This window comes from Halobellus captivus (assembly GCF_003697845.1).
GTDB lineage: Archaea > Halobacteriota > Halobacteria > Halobacteriales > Haloferacaceae > Halorubrum > Halorubrum glutamatedens.
Genome location: NZ_RDQE01000007.1, coordinates 102687 through 117484, shown reverse-complemented (window position 1 = coordinate 117484; position 14798 = coordinate 102687). Strand labels below are relative to the sequence as shown.

Annotated in this window: 15 protein-coding genes and 1 pseudogene; 10 read left to right on the top strand and 6 right to left on the bottom strand. The window is 61.3% G+C overall.

Features of this window, described 5'->3' with window-relative positions; all coding sequences use genetic code 11:
* A pseudogene (locus tag EAO78_RS18435) lies at nt 1-204 on the bottom strand (IS110 family transposase); the annotation flags it as partial.
* Between the two features lie 310 nt (nt 205-514).
* On the opposite strand from EAO78_RS18435, the gene EAO78_RS09745 reads away from it, so the two are divergent.
* Nucleotides 515-1972 (top strand): SLC13 family permease, encoded by a 1458-nt coding sequence (locus EAO78_RS09745; protein WP_122105651.1) that lies wholly within the window; start codon nt 515-517, stop codon nt 1970-1972.
* 504 nt (nt 1973-2476) lie between these two features.
* Here EAO78_RS09745 and EAO78_RS09740 read toward each other — a convergent pair.
* Nucleotides 2477-3115: an MBL fold metallo-hydrolase gene (locus EAO78_RS09740; RefSeq protein ID WP_122105650.1), complete on the bottom strand. Its 639-nt coding sequence runs from the start codon at nt 3113-3115 to the stop codon at nt 2477-2479.
* 613 nt (nt 3116-3728) lie between these two features.
* A complete protein-coding gene (locus tag EAO78_RS09735) occupies nt 3729-4175 on the bottom strand; it encodes a universal stress protein (RefSeq protein ID WP_122105649.1) in 447 nt (148 codons plus the stop codon).
* A 436-nt stretch (nt 4176-4611) separates the two neighbouring features.
* Here EAO78_RS09735 and EAO78_RS09730 point away from each other — a divergent pair, with 436 nt between their 5' ends.
* The 4 genes from EAO78_RS09730 (at nt 4612) to rpiA (ending at nt 9118) form a co-directional block, all read left to right on the top strand.
* Nucleotides 4612-5391: a fumarylacetoacetate hydrolase family protein gene (locus EAO78_RS09730; protein WP_122105648.1), complete on the top strand. Its 780-nt coding sequence runs from the start codon at nt 4612-4614 to the stop codon at nt 5389-5391.
* A 626-nt stretch (nt 5392-6017) separates the two neighbouring features.
* Nucleotides 6018-7097 carry a TIGR01177 family methyltransferase gene (locus tag EAO78_RS09725; RefSeq protein ID WP_379747648.1) on the top strand — a complete coding sequence of 360 codons (1080 nt, stop codon included), beginning with the start codon at nt 6018-6020 and terminating at the stop codon, nt 7095-7097.
* Between the two features lie 143 nt (nt 7098-7240).
* A complete protein-coding gene (locus EAO78_RS09720) occupies nt 7241-8362 on the top strand; it encodes an ORC1-type DNA replication protein (protein ID WP_122105647.1) in 1122 nt (373 codons plus the stop codon).
* A 54-nt stretch (nt 8363-8416) separates the two neighbouring features.
* Entirely contained in the window at nt 8417-9118 is a 702-nt protein-coding gene (gene rpiA, locus EAO78_RS09715) for a ribose-5-phosphate isomerase RpiA (protein ID WP_122105646.1), read from the top strand.
* A 93-nt stretch (nt 9119-9211) separates the two neighbouring features.
* Here the strand turns inward: rpiA and EAO78_RS09710 are convergent, their stop codons facing one another.
* Entirely contained in the window at nt 9212-9379 is a 168-nt protein-coding gene (locus EAO78_RS09710; RefSeq protein ID WP_004267503.1) for a DUF1931 family protein, read from the bottom strand.
* A gap of 182 nt (nt 9380-9561) precedes the next feature.
* Here EAO78_RS09710 and larB point away from each other — a divergent pair, with 182 nt between their 5' ends.
* On the top strand, nt 9562-10443 hold the full coding sequence (gene larB / locus EAO78_RS09705) for a nickel pincer cofactor biosynthesis protein LarB (protein ID WP_122105645.1): 882 nt from the start codon (nt 9562-9564) through the stop codon (nt 10441-10443).
* A 6-nt stretch (nt 10444-10449) separates the two neighbouring features.
* Nucleotides 10450-10698: a GIY-YIG nuclease family protein gene (locus tag EAO78_RS09700; RefSeq protein WP_122105644.1), complete on the top strand. Its 249-nt coding sequence runs from the start codon at nt 10450-10452 to the stop codon at nt 10696-10698.
* 8 nt (nt 10699-10706) lie between these two features.
* Here EAO78_RS09700 and hisG read toward each other — a convergent pair whose 3' ends face one another.
* A complete protein-coding gene (gene hisG / locus EAO78_RS09695; protein ID WP_122105643.1) occupies nt 10707-11597 on the bottom strand; it encodes an ATP phosphoribosyltransferase in 891 nt (296 codons plus the stop codon).
* Nucleotides 11598-11683: 86 nt separating this feature from the next.
* Between hisG and EAO78_RS17895 the strand changes: the two genes are divergently transcribed.
* Nucleotides 11684-11824 (top strand): hypothetical protein, encoded by a 141-nt coding sequence (locus EAO78_RS17895; protein WP_162498063.1) that lies wholly within the window; start codon nt 11684-11686, stop codon nt 11822-11824.
* A gap of 66 nt (nt 11825-11890) precedes the next feature.
* Here EAO78_RS17895 and EAO78_RS09690 read toward each other — a convergent pair whose 3' ends face one another.
* Nucleotides 11891-12298, bottom strand: a complete 408-nt coding sequence (locus tag EAO78_RS09690) for a hypothetical protein (RefSeq protein WP_122105642.1) — start codon at nt 12296-12298, stop codon at nt 11891-11893.
* A 125-nt stretch (nt 12299-12423) separates the two neighbouring features.
* Between EAO78_RS09690 and EAO78_RS09685 the strand changes: the two genes are divergently transcribed.
* A complete protein-coding gene (locus tag EAO78_RS09685) occupies nt 12424-12651 on the top strand; it encodes a hypothetical protein (protein WP_122105641.1) in 228 nt (75 codons plus the stop codon).
* 75 nt (nt 12652-12726) lie between these two features.
* Nucleotides 12727-14781, top strand: coding sequence for an excinuclease ABC subunit UvrB (gene uvrB / locus EAO78_RS09680; RefSeq protein WP_122105640.1), 2055 nt, complete (start codon nt 12727-12729; stop codon nt 14779-14781).
* Nucleotides 14782-14798 lie beyond the last annotated feature (17 nt).

Below are 14798 nucleotides of genomic sequence, written 5' to 3'. Positions count from 1 at the left end.
GGTCACATCCAAGTGCTCGGACAGCGTATCGTGGATGTGGTAGTAGTTGGAGGTCGCCTCAAGCACGGCTTGTGCGCCGGCGTACCGCTGGGCGAGGTCGTCGAGGTTCGCGTTTTCGACGCGAACCTCTTCGACGATCTTCCCAGCCTCATCCATTACTGCCACCTGTGCGTACCGTTTGTGGACGTCGATTCCGAGGTACATGGTTGGTTCACCCGGGACGCCAGTGCGTGAAGCAGAGATTCACCTATTCGGGCTTTCCCGGATGCCGCGGGGCGCGGCATCCGGGCTGTAGCGCCCATGACTCGACTTCTTTCGCACACGGACCAGTCAACAAAACGTGCTCTGTGGCACGAAATCCAGGTCGGTCTCTTGCGCCCCATATCTTGTTTCACGCTCTGCTAGGGTAGCAGCGTTTCCATCGAGTCAACAAAGCAGAGTCAACAGAGCGCAGCATTATGCTAACAACAGCGGAAAAACTATTTCACTTCCAGTGTACCAGTTATGAATATCGATGAACATTAGTAATCAGTTGGAGAGATCAACCATTCAAGCGATCGGAATGGCACTTGCAGGTGGAATTCTAGGATATGGGTTGTTGGGACCACCCCTAACCGGTGTCGAACGGGATATACAGGTACTCTATAGTGTGTTCTTTGCGACGGTACTCTTGTGGGTAACGAAGCCGGTGCCTTATATGATATCGAGCCTGCTCTGCCTCATTCTTTTGCATATGTCAAATGTAACTGAAACCTTTGCCGACGCGGCGGTTGGATTCACTTCGACTCTTGTTTTCTTTTTTATTTTATTATTACTCATCGGAAATGCAATCGCAAACGTCGGTCTCGTTGATCGGATCATCGGGTGGCTTATTCATGCGACGAGTACGCCAGAGAGTTCAATGAGAAGGTTGGTGGCTGCTACGCTGCTTCTTACATTCGTGATGCCATCCGGTTTGGCGAGAACAGTCACATTCATTCCAGTAATTGACAATATGAATAATACATTTGGACAAAAGTCAGATAGTCCTTTTCGACGATTAGGATATTATGTCATCGGACATCTAAATTCAGTGGGATCTATGACGTTGATGACCAGTGGAGGAATGGCGATCGTTACTGCCGAGATTATCAATACTAGGGTACAGCCGTTTACGTGGGTAGAATGGGCATTATATATGATACCACCCGTAGTAGCAATCTACCTCACAACGATCGCCGTTGCTGCCTACTTCCACGACATCTCGAACGTCTCCATTTCCAAGCGAGAAATCGAACCTCTACCTGGTCAGCACACAGAAAAAAGTGAATCACTCACAGGCGATCAGAAGATTGTCGTCCTCACATTCACTGGGACGATCTGTCTCTGGATCGTCGGTTCGTTCGTCAACCTTCCAGCGATCGTCCCTGCAATGATCATGGTTACACTATTCTCGCTTCCAAAAGTTCGAATTATCACCGCTGAAGATATTCGTAACCTCAACTGGAATCTCATTTTTCTCATCGGAACCATGCTCTCGTTGGCCGAGATCATACGGTCATCTGGATCCGTCGAATCCCTAGTAGAAGCGTTCATGGCTGGTTCGACTCTCGATCAAGGAATGCTCGCAGTCGTCGTATTATTATGTTTCGCCGCAGCTGTTCGGGTCGCGTTCTCTGGAACGGCACCTGTTGTCGTCATATTATTACCAATTTTCTTACAAGTGATTGAATCGTTTGAAATTGATCCCCTGTTCTTTTCCTTGTCGTTAGTAATGATTCTCTCTAGTACCGTCTTGTTTCCTTTTAATCACCCCTCGGTACTGCTCGCGTACGAAGAAGGGCCTCTATCAGTGATCGATATAATTTTTCTCGGGTTTTTAACACTAATGGTTGCAGTTCTAGCAGTAATTATCGCGTGGTACGTGTATTGGCCGTCAATTGAGGCGGTGTTTAGACCAATTATCAGTACCTCACAAAGCGTCGCCAGCTAACTTGTTTTGAATCCACCATTCTGTCCTGATAAATCCTCGTCAGCGGTTGAACTTACGCTGACCGGGAGATAAGCTATCATATTGGTGGCTGGCTGCCGCCGACAGCGACATCCCTCCGCCGATCCGTCCGTGATTCTCTGATCGAGACCGTCAATACAATTGTTTTGACGCAGACTCAGGATTCAGAAAGGGTTAGCCAAGGGTTACTTTGTGAGGAACTGAGAATTCACTCGGATAGATCATCATCAGAATCGGGATCGACAGCTCGTAGTTGTGTACGATCGCGTGAGAGACCATGGTGAAAGAGACAACCAAGACACTATTATTGTTCACTGGAGATGCAGTTAAATTCTTATTGTCGGTTAGAAAACCATAAAATTAGATATATAGCTAAACTACATCAAAATTATTGTAAATAATAAATTTTCATCTACATTATTGAATCCGCAGAGGGTGATAAGATACTATGAATGCGGAGACGACCTAGAACTACCGGGATTACGTTTAATCTTCAAGCAACTGCTGTCGGTAGTATTCCGGAAAGTTGAGATATTTTTTGAGTTTAATTAGTGCATTCTCTTCGATATTTGATCCATGTGTAACAATTACGGTATCAAATTCTAGATCGAGGAGTTTTTTCAGATTTTCTTCTGCCTGCTGAGTATCCCAGTTGAACATCGCAGGTGGTGGAAGAAGATAGTTTGCTGGCAATCCTCGTCGATCTGCGCCATCAAGGACATCCGTCGCTAGCAGCACTTTCCGCTCAGGAAGATACAGGGCACAAATACCCGGACTGTGACCAGGAACCTGAACCACTTGTACATCAGAGCCAAGTATCTCATCGTCGGAAACTCGCGTTATTTCATCCTCCGAAAGAAAAATATCTTCGATAGGTTCGTTTTCAGGGAAAAAGATATCGGGTTGATAAGTCTCAACGACGCGTTCGAGATTTCCGATGTGATCTCCATGTGTGTGTGAAATAAAGAGTTGTTCGATATTATCCATCTCGTTAAGGAATACCTGAAGTTCAGCCCATTCCGACTCTGGACCGGTGTCAACGAGTAAATTCTCATCAGTTAGGTAGAGAACTTTTGAGTGAGCAAGTCGTTCCTGAACAACCCCGGGTGCTACTTTTGTTGGCATTTTGATCCTATATTGGTTAGAAGTGTTTTATAGATTATGGCAAAAAGGATACAACTAAGGTTAATATAAAACCTGTTTCTGATCGCCTCGTGCGATCGATCAACGAACGGTTCGATCCGTCGGTATGAGAGGCCAATCTGGTACAAAAATACCGAGAGGATACATCGTTCGGTTAGCGTGTCCTCACGGAAGAATGCTTCCCGCTGGCAAGCCTTCTCAATCATGCGGTTGAACATCGTTAAATCACCAATTTAGCCTTGTTCGGCTGCTTCCTTCACGCTAAGGTTGATATTCTTAGCAGGTGTATGGGTTTAAATAATAATCATGTAAGGAAAGATCGCTCTACTGTGTTGAATCACGGTTACAGCTATTCATACAGGATTTCTATGTTGGTGATGCCAAATATTAAGTTGATTTTACAGTCTATTAACGGATATAAATCCTACGTGGATCCAGCAGTCGAATTCACCGGTGGAAGACTCATCCCCGTAGTTCCTCAACTTGTTTAGCTGGGTCAGGACACTGTCAATAAAAACGGAGGTATCGATCTTCCCCGCTTCACTTTTCTAAATCGGTGATATCAGATGATAAGATCGCTATTCAACGCAATAGGTCAATCGACGATCGAGGTTACGACCGGACAGTCAGCATTCAAGAGAATTTTCTGTGTTGTACTGCCGAAAATAGCCTTTCCAACAGGTGATCGGTGTCGACCACCAATCACAAGATACCGCGGATCAAGCTCATCAGCTTCAGCTAATATTTCTTCTGTTGGGTCACCAATGCGCCCCCGTGTCTGTATCATCTGGTGATCAACCTCTCCGAGTGTCCGCTTGGTGATCTCGTATGCAAACCGAGCGGCGCTATCCTTCTCTTGACTAAGTGAAAAATCGCGAAAATCGGTGACACTCTCAATCGATTTTTTATGTGCATCAAACTCTTCTTCAGGTACCACATGTAAGACAACGAGTGAATCGTTGAATGCCGTTGCTAAATCAGCCGCTGTCGAGATGATGTCAGTCGAATTTCGATGTTCTCCGATAGCTGCAAGTATCGTCATATCATCGCAATTCTATCGAAACTACAAGAAATTATCGTCAATCGTTCTTCTGTAAGACAGTGTTGATACTGAAGGGTTGCCCCTTTCGAATCGGAGAGAACATCAACACCATAGATCAGGGTTCAACATGAATGGTTCCACTCAATGTATTTGCGTTAGAATTGATCTTAGTAGAATTTATATTAAAATCATCCATAAATTTATCAAATTTGTTTGAGAATTACAGGAGGTACTCTGCTCGATCGGCGGGGTGAGGCGAACTTTTGAATACCGATGTGTCCTCGATCGATTTCACTTCTACTTATCAGACTACGGCCATCGTCTGGATCCTTCCGATAGAGACGCTTTTCTAGAATATATTACTTTCCAGTATATCCGGATATCACTCTATGAGGCCCGAACCTTTTTTAAGTAGAGACCCACACAGTAACTCGCCATGCGAAAGGTTAGATTCCGTGATCCGGCTGGATCCGTCCGTACCGGTGAATGGACCGACGACGACGAGATCCGGTTCGGCGAGGAGAAGTTCGACCCCTCGGAGGTCGACGTCCTCCCGCCGACCGAACCGAGCAAGATCGTCTGCGTCGGTCTCAACTACTCCGCTCACGCCGAGGAGACCGACTCGGACATCCCCGAGCGGCCGCTGTTGTTCCTGAAGGGACCGAACACTCTCGCGGGCCACGGCGACACCGTCTCGCTTCCCGAGGGGAAAGAGCGGGTCGACCACGAGGCCGAGTTCGGCGTCGTCATCGGCGAGCAGTGCCGGAACGTCCCCGAGGACCGCGTCGACGAGGTCATCGCGGGCTACACCTGTGTGAACGACCTCTCGAACCGCGACGACCAGCGGGAAGAACAGAACTGGGTCCGCGGGAAGGCCTTCGACAACTCCGCGCCGATCGGGCCGGTCGTCGCCGACCCGGAACACGTGCCCGACGACGCGACGATCAGGCTGACGGTCAACGGCGAGGAGAAACAGAACTCCTCGATCGACGACCTGATCTTCTCCGTACCGGAGCTGATAAGCGAGATCACGAAACTGATCACGCTCGAACGCGGGGACGTCGTCGCGACCGGCACGCCCTCGGGCATCAGTCCGCTCAGCGACGGCGACAGCGTCGCGATCGAGATCGAGGGGGTGGGCCGGCTGGAACACGACATCGTGGGAGCCGAGGAGTTCTCCGGCGACGTCGACCATCGGTTCATGCCCAACCAGTGACTGACGACGACCGAACACGCAGCCGACGTCGAGGACCGACGGAAGCGACGGGCGTATAGGGCGAGAACGACTGGAACGCGAAGCGAGAACGGCACGGATCGGGACCGAACCGACGGGAACGAGACCGACGACACGGAGGCACACGAGCCGGGAGGGACCCGAGCGCGCATGGATCCCGGATCGAAACGGCGATCACGCGTTCGATCCCCCCGGCGTCCCAACGATCGACGCGACGTCCCAACGACTGACGGCGTTCGGGCCGCCGCAAAGCTGTCAATTTTCAGTATATCAATTATTTCTGGTTGTTTTTCAGCAGGCGTGGGATCCGAACCACTCGTTTACCACCGATCAGATCGGGTGATTCGCCGATGAGATGCGTTTCGAGCCGATATTCCCGCGTTTCGATCGTGGATGAAAACGGACGGTCGATGTTTCGGCCCTCAGACGAATCCGAAGCTGGATGGCATAGAAACGTGAGTTAGCGGCGCATAGACGGTCGAATACGCCGAGTGAAACGAGATCGTTCGAACGGTTCTCACGGATGTCCGCGAAAGAGGACGATAAATATAATATCAGATAATATCGATGTTATATAAGGATTAGTATATTAATTCACCACCGGATCAATGCCTGGATCCGTCACTCTCATGCAGGGCGGTCGCGGAGGGTCGGGCGTGTACTGGCTCGAACTCGCGGGCGAGACGGACGCGTTCGCGGCCTACGAGGCGACGGCGGCCGCGACCGGCGTGGAACTCCTCGCCCCCGGCGTCGCACGCGCCGGGAGCGTCGGCGAGGGGATCGGCCGGCTGGCGTACACCCGCGCCGCCCACGAGGCGGTCGCCCGGAGCGACGCGACGGTCGCCTCGGCGGTCGCCGCCCTCGAGGCCGCACCGATCGACCGGGAGGGGAGCATCGCGGTCCGCGCCCGCAACGTACGGAACACGACATCGGTTTCCACGACCGACGCCGAGCGGGCGCTCGGGAGCGTCCTCGTCGACCGCGGGTTCACGGTCGATCTCGACGACCCCGACCACGTCCTGCGCGCGCTGTTCGCCGCGGGCGAGCGCGCCGACCACGACGCGGTCGCGGGCGCGGACGGCGGGGACGCCTCGACGTGTGCGCTCGGCTGGGTCGCTCGGGAAGCCGCCCGCGAGTTCGCGCCCGATCCGACCGACCGCCCCTTCTTCCAGCCGGGGAGCATGGCTCCCGCGGACGCCCGCGCGTACGTTAACGTCGCCGGGGCGGCCCCCGGTCGAACCCTGCTCGACCCGATGTGCGGGACGGGCGGGCTCCCGCTCGAGTCGGGGCTCGTCGGAGCGAACTCGATCGCCTGCGACGCCCAGGCGAAGATGGTCCGCGGGACGAGGGAGAACCTCCGGGCGTACGTGGGAGACGACCGCGGCTCGCCGGAGTGGCACGTCGCCCGCGGCGACGCCACCGACCTCCCGCTCGTCGACGACGCGGTCGACTGCGTCGCCTTCGACGCGCCGTACGGGAGACAGTCCAAGATCGCTCGCCACGAGCTCGCCGAACTCGTCGCCGGCGCGCTCGCAGAGGCCGCCCGCGTCGCCCCCCGTGCCGTCCTCGTCGCCGACCGCGACTGGCGACGTCCCGCCCGCGAGGCCGGGTGGGACGTCGCCGCCGCCTTCGAGCGACGGGTCCACCGGTCCCTGACCCGGCACGTGCTGGTGCTCGACCGGGAGTGAGCCGAACGCCGAGTCCGATCCGGGAGCGACGTGAGAGTGAAACCGAAGGCCGGGTTTCCGCGCGGTTCGGTGGCCGTCCGGACGTCTTTCAGTTTCGCTGCGGCCGGGCAACCGTTAAGTGATCGGCGTGGAGTGGTTCCTCCATGCCCGGGGACGACGACATGCTCTCGTGGGACGAGTCGGTGTTCCGCGACGAGTCGGTGTTCGAGATCGACCACGTCCCCGAGACGTTCCGCCACCGCGAGAGCCAGCTCGAGAGTCTCAAGTACGCGCTCCGTCCCGCGGTCCGGGGCTCCCGACCGCTCAACACGATCGTCCGGGGACCGCCGGGGACGGGGAAGACCACCGCGGTCCAGAAGCTCTTCACCGAGCTTCGCGCGCGCACCGAGGTCCGGACCGTCCGAGTGAACTGCCAGGTCGACTCGACCCGGTACGCCGTCTTCTCCCGGCTCTTCGAGGGGATCTTCGAGTACGAGCCGCCCTCCTCCGGGATCTCCTTCAAGAAGCTGTTCGGCCAGATCACGGACCGGCTCGTCGAGGAGGACGAGGTGCTCGTGGTGGCGCTCGACGACGTGAACTACCTGTTCTACGAGAACGAGGCCTCTGACACGCTCTACTCGCTTTTGCGGGCCCACGAGGCACACTCCGGCGCGAAGATCGGCGTGATCGTCGTCTCATCGGACCTCTCCCTCGACGTCATCGACGACCTCGACGGTCGGGTCCAGTCGGTGTTCCGTCCCGAGGAGGTGTACTTTCCGGTGTACGACGCGACGGAGATCTACGACATCCTCGGCGAGCGCGCCAAGCGGGGGTTCCACGAGGGCGTCATCGGCGACGTCGAACTCGATCGAGTGGCCGATCTGACCGCCGAGAGCGGCGACCTCCGCGTCGGGATCGACCTCCTGCGTCGCGCGGGGCTCAACGCCGAGATGCGTGCCTCGAAGGCGATCGCGATCGAGGACGTCGAGTCCGCCTACGACAAGTCGAAACACGTCCACCTCTCGCGGTCGCTTCGGGGGCTCTCGGAGTCCGAGCAGGCGCTCGTCCGCGTGCTCGCGGACTTCGACGGCGAGCAGGCCGGGGCGGTGTACGAGGCGTTTCACGAGGAGACGGGGCTCGGATACACCCGCTACTCGGAGATCATCAACAAGCTCGACCAGCTCGGCGTGATCGACGCCGAATACGCCGACGTGGAGGGGCGCGGACGCTCGCGCGAGCTCACGCTCGCGTACGACGCGGAGGCGGTGCTCGACCGGTTGGAGTAGCCGCCCCTCCGCGACGCTCCCGGATTTAAGAGACCGCGGCACGCACCCGGGGACATGAAGACGAGCGGCGGCACGGACGCGATGAAGCGACGGGCGGGCGAGTCGGCCGCCTCGACGGTCGACGACGGCGACGTGGTCGGCCTGGGAACCGGGTCGACGGCAGCCCACGCGATCCGTGCGATCGGCGAGCGCGTCGACGGCGGGCTCGACGTCCGGGGCGTGGCGACCTCCTTCGCGAGCCGCGAGCTCGCGATCGAGTGCGGGATCCACCTCGTCGACCTCGACGAGGTCACGGGACCCGACTCGGCCGGGATCGACGTCGCCGTCGACGGGGCCGACCGCGTCGCGGACGGCGACCTGATCAAGGGCGGCGGCGGCGCACACGCCCGCGAGAAGCTCGTCGACGCGGCCGCCGACCGGTTCCTCGTCGTCGCCGACCCCTCGAAGGAGACCGCGGCCCTCGACCGACCGGTCCCGGTGGAGGTCCTCCCGAGCGGTCGGGGCGTCGTCGCCGACGCGGTGCGGGAGGCCGGCGGCGAGGCGTCCCTCCGGCGGGCCGAGCGGAAGGACGGCCCGGTCGTCACCGACAACGGGAACCTCCTCCTGGACTGTGCGTTCGGGGAGATCCCGGATCCGGGGACGCTGGCGGCGGAACTCGCGGACACGCCGGGCGTCGTCGAGCACGGACTGTTCGTCGGCCTCGCCGACGAGATCCACGTGGGGACGGCCGAAGGAGTACGGGTACGGGAGGTGTGACCGTACGGGAGGTGGACCACACGGTGGCGCGATCGGTCGATAGCGGCCGCTTCTCGCGGCGAGCGCGTCAAAAAAACGGCAGGGTCGGACGCCTTACAGGTCGCGAGGCTGGACCGTCTTCCGGTCGTTGGCCTCGGCGCGGCGTGCAGCGTCTTCGAGCAGCTCGTCCACTTCTTCGTCCAGTGCGTCGTAGAAGTCCGAAGCGACGTTCTTGTCGTCCAGGGCTTCCTTGACTGCCGCTTTGACAATGAGGTCTGCCATGCGATCGGGCGTACCCGTCGGGAGTTAATAAGAGTTCCTGAATTCGCCCGCTAGGGACGCCGTGCGGGCGGTTCACGGCGGCAGGCCGGGGAGACCTTATATATGTCTTTTGGAGTACGGGGCCGGAAACGGGGCCGTCACGGATCGACGGCTACGAACCCGTGCGTCTCGAGAGGCCGAACATGCGCGAGGAGAACCAGCGCGGCACGGACGGGTCGACGGTCCGCGGAGCACTCGAGGCACTTGCGGCCGGGGAGATCGGCGTCGCGGAGGCCGAATCGCGGATCACGGGATACGCGACGACGACCGCCGGGCGGTTCGACGCCGCTCGCGGGGACCGCCGCGGGATCCCCGAGGCGGTCCTCGCGGAGGGGAAACGCCCCGCGGAGACCGCGGCGCTGGCGACGACGGCCCTCGAGACGACGGGACGGGCGCTCGTGACCCGCGCGAGCTCCGACCACGCGGCGGCGGTCAGGGAGGGGGTCGGGGACGTCGCGCCGGACGCCTCGGTCGACCACGACGAGGTGACCCGCACCGTCGTCGTCCACGCCGACGGGTACGAGCCGCCCGCGCTCGCCGCGACCGTCGCGGTCGTGACCGCCGGGACCGCGGACGCGCCGGTGGCCGGCGAGGCGGAGGTCGTCGCCCGCGAGATCGGCGCGGCGATCGATCGGGTCGAGGACGTGGGCGTCGCGAACATCGACCGTCTGCTCGACCAGATCGAGCGGATCCGCGAGGCGGCCGTCGTCGTCGTCGCGGCCGGCCGCGAGGGAGCGCTCCCCACGGTGGTCGCCGGGTTGGTCGCCGCGCCCGTGATCGCGATCCCGGTCTCGACGGGATACGGCGAGGGTGGCGAGGGGGCAGCCGCGCTCGCCGGGGCGCTCCAGTCGTGTACCGTCCTCACGACGGTGAACGTCGACGCCGGGTTCGTCGCGGGCGCGCAGGCGGGGCTCATCGCCCGCGCGATCGACGGGGCCGGAACCGCCGGCGACGACGGTGACGCCGATGGCGACGAGGTCGACGGGGCAGGCGTCGACGGGGCAGGCGTCGACGGCGACGAGTGACCGGCCGTGTCCGACCACCACGTCTACGTGATCGAATGCGCCGACGGCACCCTCTACACCGGCTACACCACCGACGTGGAACGGCGGGTCGCCGAACACGACGCCGGCGAGGGGGCCAAGTACACCCGCGGACGGACCCCCGTGACGCTTCGATACGTCGAGTCGTTCGACTCGCGGTCGGCGGCGATGTCGCGCGAGCACGCGATCAAGTCGCTGTCGCGTACGGAGAAGGAGGCGCTGATCGGGGACGGGTGACCCCGCGCTCACTCGACGAGCCGTTCGATCTCGGTGACCAGGATCCCGCTCGCGCCGACCGCCTTCAGCTCCGAGATGGTCGCGAACACGTCGCGCTCCTCGACGACGGCGTGGACCGCGACCATGCCGTTCCCCTCCTCGTCGGCCTCGACGTCCATCACGGTCGGGCCGCCGAGACCGGGGATCACGTCCTTGACCTCGTCTAAGCGATCCTTCGGCGCGTTCATCATCAGGTAGCGCCGGCCGTCGGCGGCCAGCACGGACTCGAAGGCCGTGGTCACCTGTTCGACCTTGGGGTCGTCCACGACGTCCGGGCGGGCGAACAGCCGGACCGAGGAGTCGAGGACGTCGTCGATCACGGCGAGGCGGTTCACCTTCAGGGTCGTCCCCGTGGAGGTGATGTCGACGATGGCGTCGGCCATCTCGACGTGGGGGGTCAGCTCCGTCGCGCCGGTGACGGTGACCACGTCGGCGTCGACGCTCACGCGGTCGAGGTAATCGCGGGTGACGGCCGGGAACTCGGTGGCGATCGTCTTCCCCGCGAGGTCCTCGACCGTCGCCACCTCGCCGTCCTCCGGCGCGGCGAGGACGAGGCGACAGGAGCCGTACTCAAGGTCCAGCAGGTCGACGAGGTCGTCCTCGGACGCGTCCGCGGGGTCCGCGACGACGCCGCCGGACTCGGCGGCCTGGTCGAGACCGGTGACGCCGAGGTCCGCCGCGCCGTCGCGGACGTACTCGGGGATGTCCGCCGCCCGGACGTAGAGGACCGTCACGTCGGGGTCGACCGTGTCGGCGTACAGCTGTCGGTCGGCGGTCTCCTCGACGTGGAGCCCGGCGCGCTCTAAAAGCGAGAGCGTCGGCTCGTGTAGGCGGCCCTTGTTGGGGACGGCGATGCGCATACCGGAGGGTCACGCGGCGAGGGGGAAACGTTTTCGTCCGGCGAGCGAAGCGGCCGCCGATATGAGGTCGATGACAAACGACGAACATGAGGTCGATAACAAACCACGAGTGCGGTGGCGCGCGCCTGCGAGCGCCCGGGAGGGCGCGAGGAGCACGCGCGAGGGAGGGCGAGACGACCCGCCAGCGGTTCTGGCGGGTCGTCGAGGCCGAGGTTGGGGAGGCGTGAGGTGCTGTGCGATCGCCGTCGGGTGGGATTCGGGGCTGTTCGTCACCGTGTCGATCGCAACGAATTCTACTGAACGGCGGATTCAGAACCTTTCGTGCCGAGTCTCGCCCGAACCAGCCAGTACGCGAGGGGGAGACAGCAGGCGAACGCGATCGGCCACACGGTCAGCTGTGAGGTCGGATCGGGCGGCGAGACGAGGCTGCCGACGATCAGTCCGCCGAGGCCGGCGACGACGACGACGGCGGTGGCCCTTTCCACCCGTCCCGGCGGCCGCTCTCGGGGGCGTCCGCGACGCCACCAGAACAGGTAGTAGAACAGCACGATCCCCGAAAGCGGTGCGAATACGCCCCAGATAGCGGGATGGCGGCTCCCGCGAGCGCGGGCGTCGAAGTTCACCCAAGCGCCGAGCGCGATCCAGACGAACAGCACGAGGGCCGCGCCGAACGCGACGGTGGGTGTGAGTAGGAGGGACACGGTTGGCGTTCCGCCCGATCGGTTGTCAGTCTTCTCCCGCGTGAGGCGAGGCAGTACCGAGCGAGGGTCTCGTCGACACCGCGGTCGACCCGAAGAAATACGTCCGCGCCGCGAAAGGGACCGGTGTGACGAACGCCCTCCTCTCTCGTCTCGGCGACTACTACGATCCCGATCCGCGAGCGACGGTGGTCTGTCTGTTCGGGTCCGCGTTCACGCTGGCGATGATGCTGCCGATCGCGGAACTCGCGAACCCGTACCACGCGTTCGGCGTCTTCGGAACGACGCTGGCGCTTTTCGGTTCGATCGTGATGCTCGTCGACCACTGGCGACGGCGGGGGATGCCGAGCGACTGAGTGCCTGCCGCGCCCGGTGGGGACGACAGTCCCCGCCGCGCCGCTCAAGTGGTTCCGCCGCCAACGACGCGTATCGTGAGCGACGCCGACTCCCCACTCTCGGAGGACCGACCGACCGCCGACCGACCGCTTCGGGTGGACGCTCCGTTCGAGCCCGCGGGCGACCAGCCGGAGGCGATCGAGGCGTTGGTCGAGGGGTTCGAGGCGGGCGCGGACAGGCAGACCCTGCTCGGCGTGACGGGTTCGGGGAAGACCAACACCGTCTCGTGGGTCGCCGAGGAGCTGAACCAACCGACGCTCGTGTTGGCACACAACAAGACGCTCGCCGCCCAACTGTACGAGGAGTTCCGCGAGCTGTTCCCCGACAACGCGGTGGAGTACTTCGTCTCCTACTACGACTACTACCAGCCGGAGGCGTACGTCGAGCAGACGGACACGTTCATCGACAAGGAGATGTCGATAAACGAGGAGATCGACCGCCTGCGTCACTCCGCGACGCGATCGCTTCTCACCCGAAACGACACCATCGTCATCGCCTCGGTTTCGGCCATCTACGGGCTCGGCGACCCGCAGAACTACCGCGAGATGGCGCTTCGACTGGAGGTCGGCGAGGAGATCGGTCGCGAACGACTGCTCGCGGACCTGGTCGACCTCAACTACGAGCGCAACGACGTGGACTTCACGCAGGGCACGTTCCGCGTACGCGGCGACACCGTCGAGATATATCCGATGTACGGCCGGTACGCGGTCCGGGTCGAGCTGTGGGGCGAGGAGATCGACCGGATGGTCAAGGTCGACCCGATGAAGGGGGAGGTCGTGAGCGAGGAGCCCGCGGTCATGCTCCACCCCGCCGAGCACTACTCGATCCCCGACGACAAACTGGAGCAGGCGATGGCGGAGATCGAGGAGCTGATGGAGAAACGCGTGGCCCACTTCGAGCGGCAGGGCGACCTCGTCGCGGCCCAGCGCATCGAGGAGCGGACCACCTTCGACCTCGAGATGCTCCGGGAGGCGGGCTACTGTTCGGGCATCGAGAACTACTCCGTCCACATGGACGACCGCGACCCCGGCGACGCCCCCTACACGCTCCTCGACTACTTCCCCGACGACTTCCTGGTCGTCATCGACGAGTCCCACCAGACGATCCCGCAGATCAAGGGGCAGTACGAGGGCGACAAGTCGCGGAAGGACTCGCTCGTCGAGAACGGGTTCCGGCTCCCGACCGCCTACGACAACCGTCCGCTGACGTTCGAGGAGTTCGAGGAGAAGACCGACCGGACGCTGTACGTCTCCGCGACCCCCAGCGACTACGAACGGGAGGAGTCGGCGAACGTCGTCGAACAGATCGTCCGGCCCACGCACCTCGTCGACCCGAAGGTCGAGGTGACCGACGCGACGGGACAGGTCGAGGACCTCCTCGGGCGCGTCGACGAGCGGATCGACCGCGACGAGCGCGTCCTCGTCACCACGCTCACGAAGCGCATGGCCGAAGATCTCACGGAGTACTTCGAGGAGGCCGGGATCGACGTGGCGTACATGCACGACGAGACGGACACCCTCGAGCGACACGAGATCATCCGCGACCTCCGGCTCGGCAACATCGACGTGCTCGTCGGGATCAACCTGCTGCGGGAGGGCCTCGACATCCCGGAAGTGAGCCTCGTCGCCATCCTCGACGCCGACCAGGAGGGGTTCCTCCGTTCGACCACGACGCTCGTCCAGACGATGGGGCGGGCCGCGCGCAACGTCAACGGCGAGGTGGTCCTCTACGCCGACCGCGTCACGGACTCGATGGACGAGGCGATCGAGGAGACCCAGCGACGCCGGGAGATCCAGCTGGCGTACAACGAGGAGCACGGCCACGAGGCGACGACCATCGACAAACCGGTGGGCGAGACCAACCTGCCGGGCTCGAAGACGGACACGAGCGGCGTCAGCGTCGGCGACGTCGAGAGCGAGGACGAGGCGAAAGCGCGGATCGAGGCGCTCGAGGAGCGGATGAACGAGGCCGCGAGCAACCTGGAGTTCGAGCTGGCCGCGGACATCCGCGACCGGATCGCGGAGCTGCGCCGGGCGTTCGAGCTCGACGGCGACGAGGAGGGCGTGCCCGCGCCGATGCTCGACGAGTAGAAAGGGGATCGTCTTGA

What these genes read in the sequence shown, in the direction of transcription:
- EAO78_RS09735 (WP_122105649.1), bottom strand. Translation starts at nt 4,175, where the DNA reads ATGACGATACTTGCAGCTATCGGAGAACATCGAAATTCGACTGACATC.
- EAO78_RS09725 (WP_379747648.1), top strand. Translation starts at nt 6,018, where the DNA reads ATGCCTGGATCCGTCACTCTCATGCAGGGCGGTCGCGGAGGGTCGGGC.
- EAO78_RS09710 (WP_004267503.1), bottom strand. Translation starts at nt 9,379, where the DNA reads ATGGCAGACCTCATTGTCAAAGCGGCAGTCAAGGAAGCCCTGGACGAC.
- EAO78_RS09720 (WP_122105647.1), top strand. Translation starts at nt 7,241, where the DNA reads ATGCCCGGGGACGACGACATGCTCTCGTGGGACGAGTCGGTGTTCCGC.
- rpiA (WP_122105646.1), top strand. Translation starts at nt 8,417, where the DNA reads ATGAAGACGAGCGGCGGCACGGACGCGATGAAGCGACGGGCGGGCGAG.
- EAO78_RS09740 (WP_122105650.1), bottom strand. Translation starts at nt 3,115, where the DNA reads ATGCCAACAAAAGTAGCACCCGGGGTTGTTCAGGAACGACTTGCTCAC.
- hisG (WP_122105643.1), bottom strand. Translation starts at nt 11,597, where the DNA reads ATGCGCATCGCCGTCCCCAACAAGGGCCGCCTACACGAGCCGACGCTC.
- EAO78_RS09730 (WP_122105648.1), top strand. Translation starts at nt 4,612, where the DNA reads ATGCGAAAGGTTAGATTCCGTGATCCGGCTGGATCCGTCCGTACCGGT.
- larB (WP_122105645.1), top strand. Translation starts at nt 9,562, where the DNA reads ATGCGCGAGGAGAACCAGCGCGGCACGGACGGGTCGACGGTCCGCGGA.
- EAO78_RS09745 (WP_122105651.1), top strand. Translation starts at nt 515, where the DNA reads ATGAACATTAGTAATCAGTTGGAGAGATCAACCATTCAAGCGATCGGA.
- EAO78_RS17895 (WP_162498063.1), top strand. Translation starts at nt 11,684, where the DNA reads ATGAGGTCGATAACAAACCACGAGTGCGGTGGCGCGCGCCTGCGAGCG.